General features: G+C 70.4%; 21 protein-coding genes. 9 read left to right on the top strand and 12 right to left on the bottom strand.

All coding sequences use genetic code 11. The features are described from left to right. Window positions 1–33: 33 nt before the first annotated feature. Both ABZV00_RS19330 and ABZV00_RS19325 read right to left on the bottom strand, forming a co-directional pair. On the bottom strand, window positions 34–501 hold the full coding sequence (locus ABZV00_RS19330; protein ID WP_355607984.1) for a hypothetical protein: 468 nt from the start codon (window positions 499–501) through the stop codon (window positions 34–36). Window positions 502–803: 302 nt separating this feature from the next. Further along, a complete protein-coding gene (locus ABZV00_RS19325) occupies window positions 804–1124 on the bottom strand; it encodes a VOC family protein (RefSeq protein WP_355607982.1) in 321 nt (106 codons plus the stop codon). 105 nt (window positions 1125–1229) lie between these two features. Between ABZV00_RS19325 and ABZV00_RS19320 the strand changes: the two genes are divergently transcribed. From ABZV00_RS19320 to ABZV00_RS19310, 3 genes are read left to right on the top strand one after another with little or no spacing between them, the layout of a single operon-like run. Next, a complete protein-coding gene (locus ABZV00_RS19320; RefSeq protein ID WP_355608208.1) occupies window positions 1230–1688 on the top strand; it encodes an SRPBCC domain-containing protein in 459 nt (152 codons plus the stop codon). Further along, the gene (locus ABZV00_RS19315; protein ID WP_355607979.1) at window positions 1685–2035 is read left to right on the top strand and encodes a metalloregulator ArsR/SmtB family transcription factor; all 351 of its coding nucleotides are present in this window, start codon (window positions 1685–1687) and stop codon (window positions 2033–2035) included. The genes ABZV00_RS19320 and ABZV00_RS19315 overlap by 4 nt, the downstream gene beginning before the upstream one ends. A 1-nt stretch (window position 2036) precedes the next feature. Then, complete coding sequence (locus ABZV00_RS19310) at window positions 2037–2480, top strand: SRPBCC domain-containing protein (protein WP_355607976.1); 444 nt, start codon at window positions 2037–2039, stop codon at window positions 2478–2480. On the opposite strand, the gene ABZV00_RS19305 is transcribed toward ABZV00_RS19310, so the two are convergent. The 4 genes from ABZV00_RS19305 to ABZV00_RS19290 form a co-directional block, all read right to left on the bottom strand. Further along, a complete protein-coding gene (locus ABZV00_RS19305; protein WP_355607973.1) occupies window positions 2464–3744 on the bottom strand; it encodes an MFS transporter in 1281 nt (426 codons plus the stop codon). The genes ABZV00_RS19310 and ABZV00_RS19305 overlap by 17 nt on opposite strands. 148 nt (window positions 3745–3892) lie before the next feature. Continuing rightward, complete coding sequence (locus ABZV00_RS19300; RefSeq protein ID WP_355607970.1) at window positions 3893–4624, bottom strand: methyltransferase domain-containing protein; 732 nt, start codon at window positions 4622–4624, stop codon at window positions 3893–3895. Window positions 4625–4855: 231 nt separating this feature from the next. Then, window positions 4856–5218 carry a PH domain-containing protein gene (locus ABZV00_RS19295; protein ID WP_007464929.1) on the bottom strand — a complete coding sequence of 121 codons (363 nt, stop codon included), beginning with the start codon at window positions 5216–5218 and terminating at the stop codon, window positions 4856–4858. A gap of 66 nt (window positions 5219–5284) precedes the next feature. Next, window positions 5285–6169, bottom strand: coding sequence for a LysR family transcriptional regulator (locus ABZV00_RS19290; RefSeq protein WP_355607967.1), 885 nt, complete (start codon window positions 6167–6169; stop codon window positions 5285–5287). Between the two features lie 117 nt (window positions 6170–6286). Here ABZV00_RS19290 and ABZV00_RS19285 point away from each other — a divergent pair, with 117 nt between their 5' ends. Next, window positions 6287–6640, top strand: a complete 354-nt coding sequence (locus ABZV00_RS19285) for a DUF1801 domain-containing protein (protein ID WP_355607964.1) — start codon at window positions 6287–6289, stop codon at window positions 6638–6640. Further along, entirely contained in the window at window positions 6637–7023 is a 387-nt protein-coding gene (locus ABZV00_RS19280; protein WP_355607961.1) for a VOC family protein, read from the top strand. Before ABZV00_RS19285 ends, ABZV00_RS19280 begins: the two co-directional genes overlap by 4 nt. 7 nt (window positions 7024–7030) lie before the next feature. Here ABZV00_RS19280 and ABZV00_RS19275 read toward each other — a convergent pair whose 3' ends face one another. Next, the gene (locus tag ABZV00_RS19275) at window positions 7031–7339 is read right to left on the bottom strand and encodes a 4a-hydroxytetrahydrobiopterin dehydratase (protein WP_328420175.1); all 309 of its coding nucleotides are present in this window, start codon (window positions 7337–7339) and stop codon (window positions 7031–7033) included. 183 nt (window positions 7340–7522) lie between these two features. Between ABZV00_RS19275 and ABZV00_RS19270 the strand changes: the two genes are divergently transcribed. Further along, window positions 7523–7978, top strand: coding sequence for a (deoxy)nucleoside triphosphate pyrophosphohydrolase (locus ABZV00_RS19270; RefSeq protein WP_355607958.1), 456 nt, complete (start codon window positions 7523–7525; stop codon window positions 7976–7978). A gap of 112 nt (window positions 7979–8090) precedes the next feature. Here ABZV00_RS19270 and ABZV00_RS19265 read toward each other — a convergent pair whose 3' ends face one another. The 5 genes from ABZV00_RS19265 to ABZV00_RS19245 form a co-directional block, all read right to left on the bottom strand. Further along, entirely contained in the window at window positions 8091–9155 is a 1065-nt protein-coding gene (locus ABZV00_RS19265) for a succinate dehydrogenase/fumarate reductase iron-sulfur subunit (protein ID WP_328420171.1), read from the bottom strand. Continuing rightward, entirely contained in the window at window positions 9152–11080 is a 1929-nt protein-coding gene (locus ABZV00_RS19260) for a fumarate reductase/succinate dehydrogenase flavoprotein subunit (protein ID WP_355607955.1), read from the bottom strand. The genes ABZV00_RS19265 and ABZV00_RS19260 overlap by 4 nt, the downstream gene beginning before the upstream one ends. Window positions 11081–11091: 11 nt before the next feature. Continuing rightward, window positions 11092–11898, bottom strand: a complete 807-nt coding sequence (locus tag ABZV00_RS19255; protein WP_355607953.1) for a hypothetical protein — start codon at window positions 11896–11898, stop codon at window positions 11092–11094. A 266-nt stretch (window positions 11899–12164) separates the two neighbouring features. Further along, entirely contained in the window at window positions 12165–13577 is a 1413-nt protein-coding gene (locus ABZV00_RS19250) for a metallopeptidase TldD-related protein (protein WP_355607950.1), read from the bottom strand. 58 nt (window positions 13578–13635) lie between these two features. Beyond that, the gene (locus ABZV00_RS19245) at window positions 13636–15072 is read right to left on the bottom strand and encodes a TldD/PmbA family protein (RefSeq protein ID WP_328420164.1); all 1437 of its coding nucleotides are present in this window, start codon (window positions 15070–15072) and stop codon (window positions 13636–13638) included. 341 nt (window positions 15073–15413) lie between these two features. Here ABZV00_RS19245 and ABZV00_RS19240 point away from each other — a divergent pair, with 341 nt between their 5' ends. The 3 genes from ABZV00_RS19240 to ABZV00_RS19230 are packed head-to-tail and all read left to right on the top strand — an operon-like array spanning window position 15414 to window position 18579. Further along, window positions 15414–16469 (top strand): ABC transporter ATP-binding protein, encoded by a 1056-nt coding sequence (locus tag ABZV00_RS19240; protein WP_355608205.1) that lies wholly within the window; start codon window positions 15414–15416, stop codon window positions 16467–16469. After that, window positions 16466–17575, top strand: coding sequence for a dipeptide ABC transporter ATP-binding protein (locus ABZV00_RS19235; protein WP_355607947.1), 1110 nt, complete (start codon window positions 16466–16468; stop codon window positions 17573–17575). Before ABZV00_RS19240 ends, ABZV00_RS19235 begins: the two co-directional genes overlap by 4 nt. Next, complete coding sequence (locus ABZV00_RS19230; RefSeq protein ID WP_355607944.1) at window positions 17572–18579, top strand: ABC transporter permease; 1008 nt, start codon at window positions 17572–17574, stop codon at window positions 18577–18579. Before ABZV00_RS19235 ends, ABZV00_RS19230 begins: the two co-directional genes overlap by 4 nt. Window positions 18580–18587 lie beyond the last annotated feature (8 nt).

Genomic DNA, 18587 nt, shown 5'->3' with positions numbered 1-18587 from the left:
GCCATCAGCCAACGGCGGCGAGTCGCAACGACATCAAATGCTGCTCTGCATGTTGAGCCGCAGCGCGTGCAGTGCCACCTCCTCGAACGACTGGTCGAACAACTCGACCATCACATCGTCGGAGAGGACCTCGACAAGGTCCTCATGGCACACCAGGAGAAAGTGGCGCTTCCGCCATGAGGATGTGTGGTCGGGAAACTTCACACGGTTCTGTGCCTCCAGCCGGCCGGGCCACGGCGATCCCTGCACCTCGTAGAACCCGTAGTCCCAAGTGTCAGTCGGGTCATAGAGGGGGTGACCGGGCAACGCTTCATCATTCGGGTAGCCGAAGATCACCTGCGAAAAACCGGTGAAGGTCGCCATTGCTACTCGGCGCTGCCCTGCTTCCACCATGGCGACGAAGACCAGGCGACAGCTACGTTCGTCCACGAGCAGCAGTTCGCCCGATCCGGACGGCGACGGAATCGCTCCGAGGTCCAGCATGACCACCTGCGGCTTCACCCGCAGGATCTTATTCACCCCCGCAAAAGGGGGGTACGCGGCGCATGGGAGACCACGGCTTGGGTGACTAGCTGGGTGACGACGGGGATGACCTCGGCCGGAGGCCAGCGGACCACGATGGACACGGCTGCGCCGACCCGATCCTTCCGCTCCCGCACACCTGCGGCGGCGACCGGATCGCGTCCGACGAACTGGGCTGGTACTGCGACTGCCCACGTGCCGAGTGCCGCCGACGGCAGCAGGGGATCTGGCCGACCGGCCGTCGGTACTGACCAGGTGCTCCGGAGTATCGGCTCTCGCGGCTACAGCTCGGCCCAGGCACCCAGTTCGTTGCCGCTGGGGTCGGTGAAGTGGAATCGGCGGCCACCGGGGAACTCGTACGGCCCGTTCACCACCTGGCCGCCGGCGTCCTTCACCGCCTGCACGGACCGGTCGAGGTCGGCCGAGTAGAGCAGCACGAGCGGGCCACCTGCCCGGACTTCCTGGTCGACGCGCAGGCCACCCACCTCGGGTGCGGGGTCGCCGAGCGGGCTGCGGATGCCGGCGTACTCCGGTCCGTAGTCGTTGAACTGCCAGCCGAAGGCGTGGTGCCGGTGCGGAGAGTTTTCAGACATGCGCCGCATTGTGCGCCCCGGGTACGACGGGAACGCGACATGCAACTAAGGGTTGCGCAACGCGAGTCGGCTGTCGTACGTTGATGCAACCAAAGGTTGCGGAAGGTTGTGAGCATGGAACAGGGATCCATCGAGCGCGACATCCATGTCGACGCTTCACCTGAGGTGGTCTTCGAGGTCGTCAGTCAGCCCGAGCACATGCGGGAATGGTGGCCTGACGACGCACGGTTCGAGCCGGTCGCGGGCGCACCCGGTGAGCTCGTGTGGCGTAACGGCGAGACGGGCGAGACGACGACCGTCGCACTCGCCGTCGTCGAGGTCGACCCTCCGAAGCGATTTTCCTTCCGGTGGTGCTTCACGGACGCGGATCGGAGCGGGCAGTCGCTGCTCGTCACCTTCGACCTGTTGCCGAGCGGTGCCGGGACCCTGGTCCGGATGACCGAGACCGGGTTCCGGGAGATGGGCTGGGAGATCGCTGTCCTGGAGGAGCAGTACCGCGACCACGAGACCGGGTGGGACCACTACATCCGGAGGCTGGGCACGTATGTTGCGCGGCTGGTTGCCACCTCATGAGCACGGCCGTCGACGATGACCTGTGGTCGGCGATCGGCGACCCCATCCGGCGTACGATGATCGACCTTCTTCTTTCCGCCGGACCAGGCACAGCCACATCGCTCAGCAAGCGGCTACCCGTCACCCGCCAAGCCGTCTCGAAGCACCTGGCCGTCCTGGACCGGGTCGGGCTGATTCACGCGGCGCCGGCCGGCCGCGAGCGCCTCTACCAGGTGGACGAGGCGCAACTTGCCCGAGCCGTCGCCCAGTTGTCAGCGGTCGGCGCGACCTGGGACGCCCGACTCCGTCGGATCAAGCGGATCGCCGAGGCGATCGAACGCAACCGCACCAACAACGAAGGAGAATGACATGGTCGACATCCTGCACCGGGTCGGCGTCGTGGCTCCGCTTGACGACGTCTACCGAGCGGTGGCAACTCCAGAGGGCCTCGCCGGCTGGTGGACGACCGACACGGTGGGCAAGAGCGAGGTCGGCGGGCAGTTGGCCTTCCGGTTCGGCGACGCCGGTGGGTTCGACATGGAGGTCCTTGAGTTGGACCCCACCGGACGGGTGCGGTGGCGGGTCGTCAACGGTCCCGAGGAATGGGTCGGCACCGAGGTCGGCTGGCGTCTCGACCAGCGCGGCGAGTACACGATCATCCAGTTCACGCACGAGGGCTGGCGCGAGCCGGTCGAGTTCATGCACCACTGCAGCACCAAGTGGGCGACGTTCCTGATGAGTCTCAAGGAACTGGTGGAGACGGGGCGCGGCAGGCCGGCGCCGGACGACGTCAGGATCAGCGACTGGCACTGATCTCGGTGACGGCTGAATCGCCGGGGGATCGCGCGCTCCGTCGCGAGATCGCGAAACCCCCGGCGATCAGGCCGAGAGCCACGATTGCCGTGGCGCAGAGCAGCAGCGTCGGGCGGGCGCCGATGACGCCCACCAGCGGGCCGCCGAGCATGGTGCCCAGTGGCACCGCCAGCACGAGGACGGCGCCGTTCGCCGCCAGCACCGCCGGTAGTTGTGCGGTGGACGTGCTGCGCTGGAACAGCGCCATCGACATGGACATGTACGGCGCCCAGATCAGGCCCGCCAGGGCGAAGGCGGGCAGCGACAGACCCACGGGTGCGCCCAGGCCGAGGGGCAGCATGGCGACGCCGAACCCGACGACGATGCCGATGGTGGTGGTCCGCAAGGGCCAGCCGCGCAGATGGCCGGCGACCACACCGCCGACGAGGCCGCCGATGCCGAACGCGGTGTAGTAGATGCCGAGCAGCGTCGCGGAGGCGTGCAGGTCATCGGTGACGTGGATCGGCATGGCCACGTACACCGGTCCGAAGAGGAAGAAGAACCCGAAGCTCAGGACCAGAAGGCCGAGCAGGGCGGGGTTGTGGCGGATGACGGCGAAGCCCGCGGTCCGTGAGGCACCGCGCTCGTACCGGTGGGCGCTGTCGGCGGCGGGAAGGGCGAGGCGGTACGTGAGGGCCAGTACGGCGAAGGTGGCGGCGTCGATGGCGATGACCCAGACCGCGCCGGCCCAGCCGATCAGGATGCCCGCCAGTGGTGGGCCGACGATGGTGGCGAACCCGGAGATGGTGGTGAGCACCGCGTTGGCCGGTAAATGGTGTCGCTGCGGCAGGAGTTCGGCGATCAGGGTGAAGCGCCCGGCGGAACCCCACGAGTGCAGCAACGCCGATGCGGCCAGCAGGACCACGTACAGCCCGATGGTGAGCACGCCGGAGAGGTAGGCGAGGGGGATCGCCGCGAGTGCCGTGGCCCGCAGGATCGCGTCCCAGCCGGCGAGCTGGGCGCCGCTACGCCCGCGCAACAGCCGGCCGAAGATGACCGTCCCGGCCGCGCTGGGCAGGGCGTACGCCGCCACCGCGATGGCGATCCACGTGCCGCGCTGGTCCTGCGGTGCGAGCTGGATGGCGAGCCAGGTCACGGCGACCACCGCCATGCCATCGCCCAGGGCGGACACCGCCAGCCCGGGCAGGACCCGCCGGAGCAGTGGGTGACTGACCACTGGCCAGTAGGGCGAGGAGCGCGGGAAACGGGCGTTGTCCGATGCCATGCTGCCAGCTGACCTGGCACGGACCCTACGGATCAACAAAGGTCGCTACCAGCAGAATCAGCTATGGGCGGAAGCCCACGTCAGTTTCCCCGGACGGAGGTCGACTCCGGTTCCGTGTGGACCCGGAACCGGAGTCGACCAACTGCAGCTACTCCGCGCGGTAGACGGAGATGTGGGCCGTGCTGTCAGCGTCGAACGGTCGCCGATGCCAGTCGGCGTACCGCTCGGTGAGCCGGAGCCCGGCCTGCTGCGCCATCGCGTCGATCTGGTGCGGCCAGGCGTACCGCATGGCGAAGGGCTTCAGGTGCACACCGTCGCCGTCGAACGTGATGGTCTGCCGGATGAAGCGCTGCGCCGGTCGGTCGTACCGGTGTAGCCGGATCGTCGCGGAGTCCTCGGTCACGGCGCGGACCTGCACCTGCTCGTCGGAGTCGAAGCTGCGCGGGTCGGGCACGAATGCCTCGACGACGAACGCGCCGCCGGGCGACAGCACCCGGGCGACGTTGCGGAAGCAGTCCGCCTGCCGCTCAGCGTCGACCAGGTTGAACAGCGTGTTGTAGACCAGGTACGCCAGGCGGAACGGGCCCGGTACGCCCACGTCCGCCATGTCGCCGACCACCACCGGGATGTGCTCGCCGCCGGGCTTGGCCCGCAGCTTCGCCAGCATCTCCTCGGACGCCTCGACGCCGTGCACGGTGAGGCCGCGCTCGGCCAGCGGCAGGGCGATCCGGCCGGTGCCGATCGCCAGTTCGAGAACCGGCCCGTCGTCGGCCAGGTCGGCCAGGAAGTCGACGGCCGGCGTCGGGTCGGGGTTGGGTCCGTCGTCGTAGCCGACGGCCCACAGTCGGCCGAAGAGGCCGGGATCGTCGAAGACCGACATCAGCGGCCTCCGGGGTTGGTGTCAGTGGCGCGCAGCCGCGCCGTGGCCAGGGAAGCAGGTCTGCTCACGAAGTCTCGATTCCTCAGGTCGGATGACGTTCGGTCGGGGGGACTCCGTTGAGTGGGGCATGGCGGCTGCTCCTTTCGCGCGGCTGTCGGCTGAGGACACCAGAGGTCGCCGGGGCCCGGCAAGGCATTTACCTCCGCCGGGCCCGCAGCAGGCCGGACCGGGTCAGGAGATGTGGTGCAGGATCACGTTGTGCACGTGGTGGCTCTTCTGCGCGCCACGGAACTCCACCTCGTACGTGTGCGTACCGACGTGGATGGCGATCGCCCCGGTGGAGAAGAACGTGCCGCCCCAGGACTTGTTGCTGACCACGCTCACGCTGGTGATCTTCGAGTACGGAATGCTGGTGATCGCATGCCGCTTCCCGACGAAGGAACGGTCCTGGATGATCACGCGCCGATCGGTCAGCCCGATGAACCCGGTGCCGGTGCCGACAGCGTCGTAGACGGCAATGATCTGCTCACCGTCGAGGAGTCCACTCTCGATCTGCTGGACCTGCTCCTTGCGGTCGTACGCGATGTTCGCCATGTGAACCAGGCTAGGCAACCGGTGCCAGCCGGCTGGCCTGGGCGATGACCAGGAACTCGCCGTGCCTCATCGGGGGTTCGCCTCGGTCGCGGCGCGGACGAACTCCAGCACCCGGGCGGTGCTGTTGCTGGCCAGCCAGATCGGCCCCCGCTCGATCGGCGGCGCGTCGTGGATCGGCACGTACGCCACGTCGGGGCGCGGGTAGTAGCGCCGGGTGTGCTCGCCCACCGGCAGCACGCCACGGCCCAGCGCCACCAGGGACAGCATCTCGGAGAACGTGTTCCCGGTGGGGCCCTTCGGCACCGGCCGGCCGGACGGGGTGCGCTCCGGGGTCCGGTCCCGCTTGAACTCCGTCGAGGTCACCGTCGGGTACTGCACCACCGGATGGTCGGCGAGCACCTCCAGCGACACGGACCGCTCCCGGGTGAGCGGGTGGCCCGCGGCCACCGCCAGCACCCGGTCCTCGGAGAGCAGCGCCGGGCCGTTGGCCATCCCGTCGAAGGGGTACGAGGCGATGAGCACGTCGGTGGAGCCGTCGAGCAGGCCGGAGCGGGTGGTGGCCAGCTGCGCCTCGTGCACCTCCACCCGGCAGTCGGGGTGTCGCTCGGTGAACAGGGCGACCGCCCGGAGCAGCACCGGCGCGGTCCACTCGCCCAGGAACGCCACCCGCAGTGTCCCGGTGACGCCCCGCCCGGCGTCGACCGCGCGACGGACCGCCTCGTCCATCCCGGCCACCAGCGGGGCCAGCTCGTCGGCGAGCTGCCGCCCGATCGGGGTGAGCTGGACGACCCGACTGGTCCGGGCGAACAGCGGCGCCCCGATCCGGCGTTCCAGCTTCTTGACCACGTGGCTGACCCGGCCGGTGCTGACCCGCAGCCGCTCGGCGGTCCGACCGAAGTGCAGCTCCTCGGCGAGGGTCAGAAAGGTCTCGACCTCGTACCGCTCCAGCACGCCGCTCCCACCGTTGACCTGTGCGCAACGATCGTAGCGGCAACGGCTCTTGGTCGGCGGCGCCCGTCAGCGGATCGTGAACGCGGCAAGGAAACCACTCGACCGAAGGGCTTCGCGATGAGCATCGACGACTACCTGGCCGGCCTGCCCGGCCCGCTGCGCGAGATCGGGGAGAAGCTGACGCCCGTCATCGCCGCCGCGCTGCCCGGGGCGACCGGCGCGATGTGGCACGGTCACCCGGTCTGGAGCCTGGGCGACCGGCCGGGCCTGCGCCCGGTCTGCCTGCTCAAGGCGTACCGGTCGGATGTCACCTTCGGGCTGTGGCGGGGGCAGGAGATCAGCGACCCGTCCGGGCGACTGGTGCCCGGCGCACGGGCGATGGCGGCGGTGAAGTTGCGTGGCGTCGCCGACATCGACCCGGCGCTGTTCACCGACTGGCTCCGCGCGGCGGCCGCGCTGGAGGAGGCGTGAGCACGGTACGCGTGACCGGTTTCGACCATCTGGTGCTGACCGTCGCCGATGTGGAGCGGGCCCTGGACTTCTACTGCGGCCGGCTCGGGCTGGAGCCGGTACGGGTCGACGAGTGGCGAGCCGGTGCCGTGCCGTTCCCGTCGGTGCGGATCAGCCCGGAAAGCATCATCGACCTCGTCCACGGCGACCGGCAGGGCGCGAATGTCGACCACTTCTGCCTGGTGGTGGCACCGCTGGACTGGGCGCAGGTGATCGAGTCGGGCACCTTCACGGTGCTGACCGGCCCGGTCAGCCGGTTCGGCGCCCGCGGCACGGCGACCTCGATCTACGTGCGGGACCCGGACGGCAACTCGGTGGAGCTGCGCTGGTACCCACCGATGTAGCGGGACCTCAGGACTCGGTGACCGTCCGGTAGACGTCCTCGATCCGGGCAGCCAGCAGGACCTCGCCCTCGGTCAGCGGCTCCCCGTTGCCATGCCCGACCCGGATCTGGGTACTGTCAGCGTGGCGGCTGATCTCGGGGCGCAGGTGCAGCGCGTCGGCGACGACCTTCACCCGTTCGGTCAGCGCCGCGTGTTGGGTATCGTCGATCACGAGAGTCCGCCTGATCTGCTCGCCTTCCCGCGTCCAACCAGATAGCAAGGTCAACGCGTCGGAAAGGTAATCGTGCTTGGCCCGGCTGTTGAACAGCACGCGCATAACCGCACCCCCCAAGCGCCGTTGCCGGCTTGTGGCCAAATCGTCGCCATCCCGTGTCTTGTCGGTGCCCTCTAGTCTGTCGTCGCACGGAAGGGGTGTCCACGCCCACACTTCCGGGTTCTATTGACCTAGCGGCCGGTTACGGTACCCAAACCGCCGATTGATCTGGCACCCTGGACGCCCGTGCGGACCGAACGGGCTAATGGTGGCGGGCAGGCCGAACGACGGGACCTGAAGGTGATCGTGGGTGCGGCGATCATCCGGGGCGGGCGGGTGCTCGCCTGTGCGCGTTCCGCCCCGCCTGAGGTGGCGGGGATGTGGGAGTTCCCCGGCGGGAAGGTCGAGCCGGGGGAGGCCGAGATCGACGCGCTGATCCGGGAGTGTTCCGAGGAGTTGGCCGTACGCGTGGAGATCGGCGACCGGGTCGGCCGCGACGTGCGGATGGCCCACGGCCGCTCGGTGCTCAAGGTGTACGCCGCCCGCCTGCTGGACGGCGACGAGCCGCAGGCGCTGGAGCACTCGGCCATGCGCTGGCTCTCCGCCGCCGAGCTGGACTCGGTCACCTGGCTCCCGGCCGATGCCCCCATCGTTGCCGCGCTGCGTCCCGTCCTCGCCGAGGGCAGACCACCGAAGCGCTGATCGGGTTGGCGGGCTCGTCGAGCCAGGCACGTCCGCCAACGTCATGATCAACGCCGGAAATGGGGACGGGGCCCCCGGCAGTGCCGGTGGGCCCCCGTCCTGGTGGTCGTGCTCAGTGCTTGTCCTGCTCCGGGTGGGCGAAGTTGAGGTGCTCCGGAGGCAGCGGGAAGGTCACGTCGTCGCCGAACGGCGACGGCGCGGCGGCCCGGTCGAAGGTGAGCTCGGTCAGCGGCAGCTTGCCCCGGTCGTCGACCGCTGGCGCGGTCGGGTGGGGCACCTCCCGTTGCCAGTTGACGCCGCTCTGCGCCTGCGCCTCGGCCTGCGGGTCGTGCGAACGGCCCGCGTGCGAGTGCACCCCGCCCCCGGCCGCGCCCGGCGACGTCGCCGAGCCCTGACGGGCGGTGGTCACGCTGGTCTGGGGCGTCTCGCCCCGACGGAAGATCTTGCTACCAAGCCACACAAGGGGATCGTACCTGCGGTCGACGACCCGCTCCTTCATGGGGATGATCCCGTTGTCAGTGATCTTGATGTGCTCGGGGCAGACCTCGGTGCAGCACTTGGTGATGTTGCAGAAGCCGAGGCCCTGTTCGGCCTGTGCGTACTCCTTGCGGTCGGTCCGGGCGTCCAGCGGGTGCATGTCCAGCTCGGCCGCCCTGATGAAGTACCGCGGCCCGGAGAACGCCTGCTTGTTCTCGTCGTGGTCGCGGATCACGTGGCAGACAGTCTGGCACAGGAAGCACTCGATGCACTTGCGGAACTCCTGCGAGCGCTCGACGTCGACCTGCTGCATCCGGTAGTCGCCGGGGGCCACGTCCGCCGGAGGGGCGAACGCGGGCGTCTCCCGGGCCTTCTCGTAGTTGAACGAGACGTCGGTGACCAGGTCCCGGATCACCGGGAAGGTGCGCAGCGGGGTGACCGTGACGGTCTCCTCGTCACCGAAGGTCGACATCCGGGTCATGCAGCCCAGCCGCGGCTTGCCGTTGATCTCCATGGAACAGGAGCCACACTTGCCGGCCTTGCAGTTCCACCGGCAGGCCAGGTCGGGCGCGTCGGTGGCCTGCAACCGGTGGATGACGTCGAGGACCACCTCGCCCTCGTTCACCTCGACCATGTAGTCCTGCAGGTCCCCGCCGGTCTCGTCGCCCCGCCAGATCCGGAACTGACGCTTCGCGCTCATCGGTTGTCCGCCTCTCCAGCGTCGACGACGAGGGCGTCGAAGTCGGCGAGCTCCTCGTCGGTGAGGTACTTGGCCAGCTCCGCCCGGTCGAAGAGGCCGATCAGCTCCGGCCGCATCTTCGGCAGCGGCTTACGGGTCAGCCGCACGGCGTCGCCGTCCAGCGCGCAGACCAGGTTCACCTGCCGCCACTTCGGCTCCATCGCCGGGTAGTCCTCCCGGGTGTGCCCGCCGCGCGACTCCTGCCGCTCCAGCGCCGCCTTCGCGGTGCACTCCGAGACCACCAGCATGTTGCGCAGGTCCAGTGCCAGGTGCCAGCCCGGGTTGTAGCGCCGGCCGCCGGCCGCGCTCACCTTGGCGACCCGCTCCCGCAGCTCGGCCAGCCGGCCCAGCGCGTCGGCCAGCTCGCCCTCTCTGCGGATGATGCCGACCAGATCCCCCATGACCGCCTGCAGGTCCTGCTGCAGGGTGTACGGGCTCTCGCCGGTGTCGCGCTGCAGCGGCGCCAACGCGGTCTCCACCGCCGCCTCGACCGCGTCCACGGCCACCTTCGGCCGGGCGGCCAGCCCGTCGGCGTAGCTGGCCGCGTGCCCGCCCGCCCGCTTGCCGAAGACCAGCAGGTCGGACAGGGAGTTGCCGCCCAGCCGGTTGGAGCCGTGCATGCCGCCGGAGACCTCACCGGCGGCGAACAGCCCGCGCACGTGGCCGAAGGCGGCACCGGAGTCCGGGTCCACCTCGACGCCGCCCATCACGTAGTGACAGGTCGGTCCGACCTCCATCGGCTCGGCCGTGATGTCGACGTCGGCCAGCTCTTTGAACTGGTGGTACATCGACGGCAGCCGCCGGCGGATCTCGTCGGACGAGCGCCGGCTGGCGATGTCCAGGAAGACGCCGCCGGCGGGGGATCCCCGGCCGGCCTTGACCTCGCTGTTGATCGCGCGGGCGACCTCGTCGCGGGGGAGCAGCTCCGGCGGGCGGCGGTTGTTGTCCGGGTCGGTGTACCAGCGGTCCGCCTCCTCCTCGGTCTCCGCGTACTGCTTGCGGAAGACGTCGGGGACGTAGTCGAACATGAACCGCTTGCCGTCGGAGTTCTTCAGCACGCCGCCGTCGCCGCGTACCGATTCGGTGACCAGGATGCCCTTCACCGAAGGCGGCCAGACCATGCCGGTCGGGTGGAACTGGAGGAACTCCATGTTGATCAGAGTCGCCCCGGCGCGCAGCGCCAGCGCGTGACCGTCCCCGGTGTACTCCCAGGAGTTCGAGGTGACCTTGTAGGAGCGTCCGACGCCTCCGGTGGCCAGCACCACGGCCGGCGCCTCGAAGAGGATGAACTCCCCGGACTCCCGGTAGTAGCCGAACGCGCCGGCAACCCGGTCGCCGTCGAGCAGCAGCTCGGTGATGGTGGTCTCGGAGAACACCTTGATCCGGGCGTCGTACGAGCCGAACTCGCGCTTGTCCTCCTGCTGAAGCGAGACGATCTTCTGCTGGAGGGTGCGGATCAGCTCCAGACCGGTCCGGTCGCCCACGTGCGCCAGCCGGGGATACTCGTGGCCGCCGAAGTTGCGCTGGGAGATCTTGCCGTCCTTGGTGCGGTCGAAGAGCGCGCCGTACGTCTCCAGCTCCCAGATCCGCTGCGGCGACTCCTTCGCGTGCAGCTCGGCCATCCGGAAGTTGTTGAGGAACTTTCCGCCGCGCATGGTGTCCCGGAAGTGCACCTGCCAGTTGTCCCGGCTGTTCACGTTCCCCATCGCGGCGGCGGCGCCGCCCTCGGCCATCACCGTGTGCGCCTTGCCGAAGAGCGACTTGGAGATGATCGCGGTCTTCTTGCCGGCGAGCCGGGCCTCGATCGCCGCCCGCAGGCCGGCGCCGCCGGCCCCGATCACGACGACGTCGTAGTGGTGTCGTTCGATTCGCGTGGTAGTGGTCATGTCGGGGCCCTTTAGTTGATGAACCGCAGGTCGGAGAACCACTCGGCCGCGAGCGCCATGATGTAGAAGTCGGCCAGCGCCAGGGTGCCGAGGGTGATCCAGGCGAGCTGCATGTGCCGGACGTTCAACGCCGAGACGAAGGTCCAGGCCTTGTAGCGCACCGGGTGCTTGGAGAAGTGCTTGAGCCGGCCGCCGATGATGTGCCGGCAGGAGTGGCAGGAGATGGTGTACGCCCAGAGCATCACCACGTTGACCAGCAGGACGATGTTGCCCAGCCCGAAGCCGAAGCCCTTGGGGGAGTGGAAGGCGAGGATCGCGTCCCAGGTGTTGATCAGCGAGATGATCGCGGCGGCGTAGAAGAAGTAGCGGTGCAGGTTCTGCCCGAGCAGCGGGAAGCGGGTCTCACCGCCGTACTCCTTGTGCCCGTCCGGGACCGCGCAGGCCGGCGGCGACAGCCAGAACGACCGGTAGTACGCCTTGCGGTAGTAGTAGCAGGTGAGCCGGAACAGCAGCAGGAACGGCAGGGTCAGTGCGGCATCCGGGATGACCCACCAGCCGGGCAGGAACCGGCCGAAGTGCGAGGCTGCCTCGACACACCGGTCGGTCACGCACGGGGAGTAGAACGGGGTCAGGTAGTGGTACGCGTCCACCCAGTAGTTGTCATGCTGGAAGACCCGGACCGTCGCGTACGCGACCCAGGCGCTGAGCCCGATCACGGTGATCAGTGGGGCCAACCACCAGCGGTCGGTACGCAACGTTTTCGCCGCGATGGCGGCGCGCGCCCGCGCTCCCCGCGGCCTCGTTGCCGTTGAAGTCATTCGAGTCGTCTCCTCGACGGGCCCGTACGGGCGGGCTGATCTTTCTCCGGTCGGCACGCGGACCGGCGAACCCGCACCCGCTGCCACGTCATGCGCACACCAACGACCACGCCGGATCGACCGACGCAGCTAAGTGACACACGTTACGCCGATCTTTGCGGGCCGTCCGCGCAAGGGAGTGTCCCGTGTGTCTGGCCTGCGGGAAAGCCCCGTCACGCTGATCGATGACGCGTTGTTAGAAACTTCACTGCCGGCGCCGGCCCCGATCACCCGGAGGCACCCCCGGTGAAGTGCCAGGACGCCAGCCGCACCGGCGGCGCCGCCCACCATGCACCGTCCACCCGGTCGGGTTGGCGCACCGGCCGGCCGCCCAGCCCGAGCACCGCCCCCGGCCCGAGCGCCCGTGGGTACGACTCGGTGAACCGCAGGTCGCGGACCGCCCGCACGACCGTGCCGTCCTCGACCAGCCAGACGCCGTTGCGGGTCAGCCCGGTGACGACCAGGCTCTTCGGGTCGAGCACCCGGGTGTACCAGAGGTCGGTGACCAGCAGCCCTCGGCGTACCCCGGCGACCAGCGCCGCGGTGTCCGCGTCGACCACGGCACCGGCCGCCGTGCCGGTGGTGCTCCGGCCCACCGCGCTGGCCGGCCCGGCCGCCGCCCCGGACAGGCGCAGGTTGCGGGCCATCGGGCCCCAGGTGGCGCCACCCGCGACCGCGTGCCCGGTGGACTCCGCGCCCGCGTCGGCGGCGGTCCGCCGGTCGTGCGCCACCGTCCGGGTCGTGCCCGCCTCGACCAGGGTCAGCGCCCGCCGGCCGGTGCCCTCGGCGTCGAACGGCAGCCCCGACGCGCCCAGCGGATCGTCCACCAGGGTCACCGTCGGGTCGAACTGGGCCGCCCCCGGCTCGGCGAACGACTGCCGCTCGGCGTACCGCTTGCCGTTGAAGCCGTACCAGGAGAGGTTCTGCAACAGGTCCGCCACGGCGGCCGGCTCGAACACCACCTCGTACCGCCCCGGGGGCAGCTCGACCGGGTCGGCCGCCGCCTGCGCCTTCGCCGCGGCGTGCGCGCCCAACTCGGCGCCGTCGAGGTCGGACAGCCGGTCGGCGCAGCGCCGGGCCACCCCGTCCGCGCCGTCGCGGCGGGCGATGCCGTCCATCGCCGCCTCGACCGAGCGGCCGTGCGCGGTGTGTCCGGCCGAGTTGGCGAACGCCGACGAGCGGTGCGCGGTGCGGCAGTAGCCGGCCGTGCTGAGGCCACCGGCGGCGGCCACGAACGCGCGGACCAGATCGGCCCGCTGATCCGGCTCGGCGTGCGCGGTGGCCTCGTCGACGGGTGGAGCGGCCGGCGCGGGCGTGGGCGGGGCCAGCCCCGGCCAGCCCGGGTCGGGCGGGCAGAGCCGCGCCGCCGCCAGGGTGCGCTCGACCAGCGCGCGCAGACCGTCGGCGGTGACCACGCTGCCGCTGCCGGCGGCGGTCCGCCCGTCCACGTGCAACCGCAGCCGGACCCCGACGGTCGACTCGGCGACGTTCTGGTGGATGGCCGAGTTGGCGAACCGGGTCAGCGCCAGGTCGGCCCGGGTCACCACCGCCTCGGCCTGCGCGGCCGGGCCACCGAGCCGCCGGACCAGCTCCATGACCTGCCCGGCCAGCTCCACCTCCGTCGACCCACCGCCACTCATGCCGACACCTCTTTCGTTCGCGACTGCGGGGCTCGCAAACCCGGCTCACTCCTCGCGCTCACGCCGAGACCCCCACCCGGACGTTGCGGAAGCGGGCCGGCGCGGACGGATGGCCGGTGTGCCCGGTCTGGCCCGGCTGGCCCTTGCCGCAGTTGGGCGTCCCCCAGGGCACCGTCTCGCCGGAGAGCATGTCCATCGAGCGCCAGAAGAGCGGGCCGATCCCGGTGTAGGTGGGGTTGCGCAGCATCCGCCCCCGCCGCCCCTTCTTGATCTCCCAGCCGACCTCGCAGCCGAACTGGAAGTTGAGGCGCTTGTCGTCGATCGACCAGGAACGGTTGAGGTCCATCAGCACCCCGTCGTCGGTGGCCGCGATGATCTCCTCCAGGGTGTGCGGGCCGGGTTCCAGGCCGACGTTGGTCATCCGCACCATCGGCAGCCGGGCCCACCCGTCGGCCCGTACGCTGCCGCCGTAGTCGAGGCTGGCCATGGCGGCCGAGTCCCGGCCGGCGAGCACACCCACCCACCGCCCGTCACGGACCGCGTCCCGCTTGACCGCGGGCGAGCCCTCGTCGTCGAAGCCGAAGCTGCCCAGCGCGCCCGGGATGGTCGGGTCGATGGTGATGTTCATCAGCTCGGAGCCGTAGCGCAGCGAGCCGAGCTGAGCCAGGTCCAGCCAGGACGTGCCGGCGAACGCGGCCTCCCAGCCGAGGATCCGGTCCAGCTCGATGGCGTGCCCGACCGACTCGTGGATCTGCAGGGCCAACTGCTCGCCGCCGAGGATCAGATCCGTCTCGCCGGCCGGGCAGGGCGGTGCGGTGAGCAGCGCCCGGGACTCCTCGGCGATCTGCGCGGCGTGCGCGGCCAGGTCGAGCGACTCGACCAGTTCCCAGCCGGTGGTGCCGTACTGCCCCCGGTAGCTGGGCCAGGAGCGGCGCTGCGTCTCGCCGTCACCGATCGAGGTGGCCGAGATGCCACCGCCGCACTCGCGGATCCGCTGGTCGATCCGGTGGCCCTCGCTGGAGACGAACCACTTGGCGGTGTCCCAGATCTGGTACAGCCCCTCGGCCAGGTCGGCGCCGTGCTCGGCCATCGTGCGGGTCGCGCCGACCAACAGGTCGCCCTTGTCCGACAGCGGCACTCCGAGCGGGTCGATCTGGCAGCCGGAGGCCCAGCTCGCGGTGACGGCCTCGACCGGCACCAGGTCGACCGGTGGGCCGGGCACCCGCGCGCTCGCCATGGCGGTCCGCGCCGCGCGCCGGCCGGCGTCGCGGGCGGCGGCGTCAGAGAGATCGGGTACGGCGTGGAAGCCCCAACTCGACCCGACCAGCGCCCGGACGCCGAGCCCGATGCTCTCGTCCTGGGTCAGCTCCTCCACGTCGCCGTTGCGCGCGGTCATCGACTCGTAGCGACGGTGCATCACCCGGGCGTCGGCGTACCGGGCGCCCGCGTCGAGGGCGGCCTGGACGGCGGCGGTGGCCGCGTCGAACTCGGTCATGCGACCGACCCTAGCGAGCCGACCGGCGCCCGTCAGGCGAGCAGATCCTCCGGCCGGATGACCGCCTTCACTCCACACTCATGCCGGCGGGAATCCTCCCGGTGCTGCCGCCAAGGTGGTCGCACCCGACGTGCGATCAGGGCATGAATGGGCGTGGATGGCGAGGTGAGGGGTGTTCAGGCCGATGCCGACTCGTTACGCTCGGGCCCGCTGACAGGTGCCGACTTTGTAGCTTATTTTCACCCTCGGGACTTTCCTGTAAGTTCTCTTCGTCACTGAGGGAGGCAGCCGTGGACAGCTCGGATCCGGCGCCGTCCGGGGAACCGGACGACCATCCCACCGTGCCGGAGCAGCGCAGCACCTCGGACGCCTACCTACGGGTGACCGACCTGCGAGTCCGGTTCGACACCGAGGACGGCGTGGTCCGCGCGGTCGACGGGGTGTCGTTCGCCGTCGAGCGGGGCCGCACCCTCGGCATCGTCGGCGAGTCCGGCTCCGGCAAGAGCGTCACCTCGCTGGCCATCCTCGGCCTGCACGACGCCAAGCGGACCACCATCACCGGGGAGATCTCCGTCGGCGGCCGGCAGGTGGTGGGCCTCCCCGACGAGGAGATACGCCGGCTGCGCGGTCGCGACATGGCGATGATCTTCCAGGACCCGCTCTCGGCCCTGCACCCCTACTACACCGTGGGGCGGCAGATCGCCGAGGCGTACCGGGTGCACCACCCGAACGCCCGCCGGCGGGAGGCCCGCCAGAGGGCGGTGGACATGCTGGACCGGGTGGGTATCCCGCAGCCTTCGCGCCGCTTCGACCAGTACCCGCACGAGTTCTCCGGCGGCATGCGCCAGCGGGCGATGATCGCCATGTCGCTGGTCAACGATCCGGCCCTGCTGATCGCCGACGAGCCGACCACCGCGCTGGACGTCACCGTGCAGGCGCAGATCCTGGACCTGCTCGCCGACCTCCAGGCCGAGTACCACTCCGCCATCATCCTGATCACCCACGACCTCGGCGTGGTCGGTCAGGTCGCCGACGAGGTGCTGGTGATGTACGGCGGGCGAGCCGTCGAGCAGGGCAGCGTCGAGCAGGTGCTCCGCACGCCGCAGCATCCGTACACCTGGGGGTTGCTCTCCAGCGTGCCGTCGCTGCACGGCGACGCGGACGCGGACCTGCTGCCGATCCGGGGCAATCCGCCCAGCCTGATCAACCTGCCGTCCGGCTGCGCCTTCCACCCGCGCTGCCGGTACGCGGACCGCAACGGCGACCGGTCCCGCACCGAGGTGCCCGAGCTGCGTCCGGCGGGTGCGGACGGCCATCTGGTCGCCTGTCACCTGACCGCCGAGGAGCGCGCCGAGCGCTACGCCGAGGACATCGCATCCGTGGGGGTGGCCCGATGACCGACGAGCCGTTGCTGCGGGTCCGCGGCCTGACCAAGCACTTCCCGGTACGCCAGGGGCTGCGCTCCACCGGCCTGGTGCGGGCGGTGGACGGGCTGGACTTCGACGTGCGACCGGGCGAGACACTCGGCCTGGTGGGGGAGTCGGGCTGCGGCAAGACCACCACCGGCCGGATGCTGGTGCGGCTGCTGGAGCCGACCGCCGGCACCATCGAGTTCGCCGGGCGGGACATCACCCACGCCGGCCGGCGGGAGTTACGCCCGCTGCGCCAGGACCTCCAGATCATCTTCCAGGACCCGTACGCCTCCCTGAACCCCCGGCACACCGTCGGCCGGATCGTGGCGATGCCGTTGCAGGTCAACGGCATCAAACCGCCGGGCGGGATCAAGGCCCGCGTGCAGGAGCTGCTGGAGCTGGTCGGGTTGAACCCGGAGCACTACAACCGGTACCCGCACGAGTTCTCCGGTGGCCAGCGCCAGCGCATCGGCATCGCCCGCGCGCTGGCCCTGCGGCCCAAGCTGATCGTCGCCGACGAGCCGGTCTCCGCGCTGGACGTCTCGATCCAGGCGCAGGTGGTCAACCTGCTGCGGGACCTGCAACGGGACCTCGGTCTGGCGTTCGTGTTCATCGCCCACGACCTGGCCGTGGTGCGGCACTTCTGCCAGCGGGTCGCTGTGATGTACCTGGGCCGGATCGTGGAGATCGGTGACCGGGCGGACATCTACGAGCGCCCGCAGCACCCGTACACCAAGGCGTTGCTCTCGGCGATCCCGGACGTCACCCGGCTCGGCCCGGCGGGCCGGATCCGGCTGACCGGCGACGTGCCCACCCCGCTCGACCCGCCGTCGGGCTGCCGGTTCCGCACCCGGTGCTGGAAGGCGCAGGACATCTGCGCGACCGAGGAGCCGGCGCTGGTCCCGCGCGATGGGGGCCACCAGGCCGCCGCGTGCCACTTCCCCGAAGGGGAATCGGCCAGCACGAGCCCCGAAGGGGAAGCAGCCAGCACCAGCCCTGAAGGGGAAGCAGCCAGCACCAGCCCCGAAGGGGAAGCAGCCAGCACCAGCGCGGGGTCGACCGACGCGGTCGTCGAGGAGGTGTCGTCGTGAGCCTGTCTCCGGTGGAGGGTGTGGCGCTGGCCGAGATCGAGTCCAGCGCGGGCGGGGGCGAGCCCGCGGCGAAGGGCGTCGTCGGCCGCTCACCTGGTCAGCTCGCCTGGCTGCGGCTGCGCCGCGACCGGACGGCCGTGGTCAGTGGCGTGCTGCTCGTCTTCTTCATGCTGCTGGGACTGTCCGCCCCGCTGATCGAGATGGCCTACGGGATCGGCCCGCGTGAGCAGTTCCAGAACCTGCTGGACGGCTTCGGCATGCCGCTGGGCTACGCCGGCGGCGTCACCGGGGAGCACTGGTTCGGCCTGGAGCCGGGACTGGGCCGGGACATCTTCATCCGGCTGATCTACGGGCTGCGGACCTCGCTCTTCATCGCGTTCGCCGCGGCCCTGATCACCGCGACGATCGGCGTCGTGCTCGGCGCTCTCGCCGGTTACCTCGGTGGCTGGCTCGACGCGGTGATCAACTGGATCACCGACCTGACTCTGGCCATGCCGTTCCTGATCATCGCGCTGGCGCTCACCCCCACCCTGACGCTGCGTTTCTACGGCGAGCGCGGGCAGGTGTCGTCGGCCTTCGGGGTGGGCGTGCTGATCGCCGTCTTCGCCGTGTTCGGCTGGACCAGCACGGCCCGGCTGGTGCGCGGGCAGGTGATCGCGCTGCGCGAGCGGGAGTTCGTGGAGGCGGCCAAGGCCAGCGGTGCGGGGCTGGGGCACATGCTCTTCCGGCAGTTGCTGCCGAACATCTGGGCCCCGATCCTGGTCTCGTTCTCCCTGGCGGTGCCGCAGTTCATCACCAGCGAGGCCGCGCTGTCGTTCATCGGCGTCGGCCTCAGCGACGAGACTCCCAGCTTCGGTCGGATGATCTATCGCAGTCTGGACTTCCTCCAGACCGACCCGGCGTACGTGTTCTTCCCGGGCATCATGATCTTCGCGCTGGTGTTCGCCTTCAACCTCTTCGGCGACGCGTTGCGTGACGCGCTCGACCCGAAGTCGTCCCGGTAGGGGTTTTC

The sequence above is a fragment of the Micromonospora sp. NPDC005173 genome (genome assembly GCF_040608515.1).
In the GTDB taxonomy this organism is placed as follows: Bacteria; Actinomycetota; Actinomycetes; order Mycobacteriales; family Micromonosporaceae; genus Micromonospora.
The sequence above is the reverse complement of the archived record's forward strand: the minus strand, read 5'-3'. Positions and strand labels throughout refer to the sequence as shown.

Coding starts and splice junctions, on each gene's coding strand:
- ABZV00_RS19325 (WP_355607982.1), bottom strand. CDS start 1,124: ATGCGGCGCATGTCTGAAAACTCTCCGCACCGGCACCACGCCTTCGGC.
- ABZV00_RS19320 (WP_355608208.1), top strand. CDS start 1,230: ATGGAACAGGGATCCATCGAGCGCGACATCCATGTCGACGCTTCACCT.
- ABZV00_RS19315 (WP_355607979.1), top strand. CDS start 1,685: ATGAGCACGGCCGTCGACGATGACCTGTGGTCGGCGATCGGCGACCCC.
- ABZV00_RS19310 (WP_355607976.1), top strand. CDS start 2,037: ATGGTCGACATCCTGCACCGGGTCGGCGTCGTGGCTCCGCTTGACGAC.
- ABZV00_RS19305 (WP_355607973.1), bottom strand. CDS start 3,744: ATGGCATCGGACAACGCCCGTTTCCCGCGCTCCTCGCCCTACTGGCCA.
- ABZV00_RS19300 (WP_355607970.1), bottom strand. CDS start 4,624: ATGTCGGTCTTCGACGATCCCGGCCTCTTCGGCCGACTGTGGGCCGTC.
- ABZV00_RS19295 (WP_007464929.1), bottom strand. CDS start 5,218: ATGGCGAACATCGCGTACGACCGCAAGGAGCAGGTCCAGCAGATCGAG.
- ABZV00_RS19285 (WP_355607964.1), top strand. CDS start 6,287: ATGAGCATCGACGACTACCTGGCCGGCCTGCCCGGCCCGCTGCGCGAG.
- ABZV00_RS19275 (WP_328420175.1), bottom strand. CDS start 7,339: ATGCGCGTGCTGTTCAACAGCCGGGCCAAGCACGATTACCTTTCCGAC.
- ABZV00_RS19265 (WP_328420171.1), bottom strand. CDS start 9,155: ATGAGCGCGAAGCGTCAGTTCCGGATCTGGCGGGGCGACGAGACCGGC.
- ABZV00_RS19260 (WP_355607955.1), bottom strand. CDS start 11,080: ATGACCACTACCACGCGAATCGAACGACACCACTACGACGTCGTCGTG.
- ABZV00_RS19255 (WP_355607953.1), bottom strand. CDS start 11,898: ATGACTTCAACGGCAACGAGGCCGCGGGGAGCGCGGGCGCGCGCCGCC.
- ABZV00_RS19250 (WP_355607950.1), bottom strand. CDS start 13,577: ATGAGTGGCGGTGGGTCGACGGAGGTGGAGCTGGCCGGGCAGGTCATG.
- ABZV00_RS19245 (WP_328420164.1), bottom strand. CDS start 15,072: ATGACCGAGTTCGACGCGGCCACCGCCGCCGTCCAGGCCGCCCTCGAC.
- ABZV00_RS19235 (WP_355607947.1), top strand. CDS start 16,466: ATGACCGACGAGCCGTTGCTGCGGGTCCGCGGCCTGACCAAGCACTTC.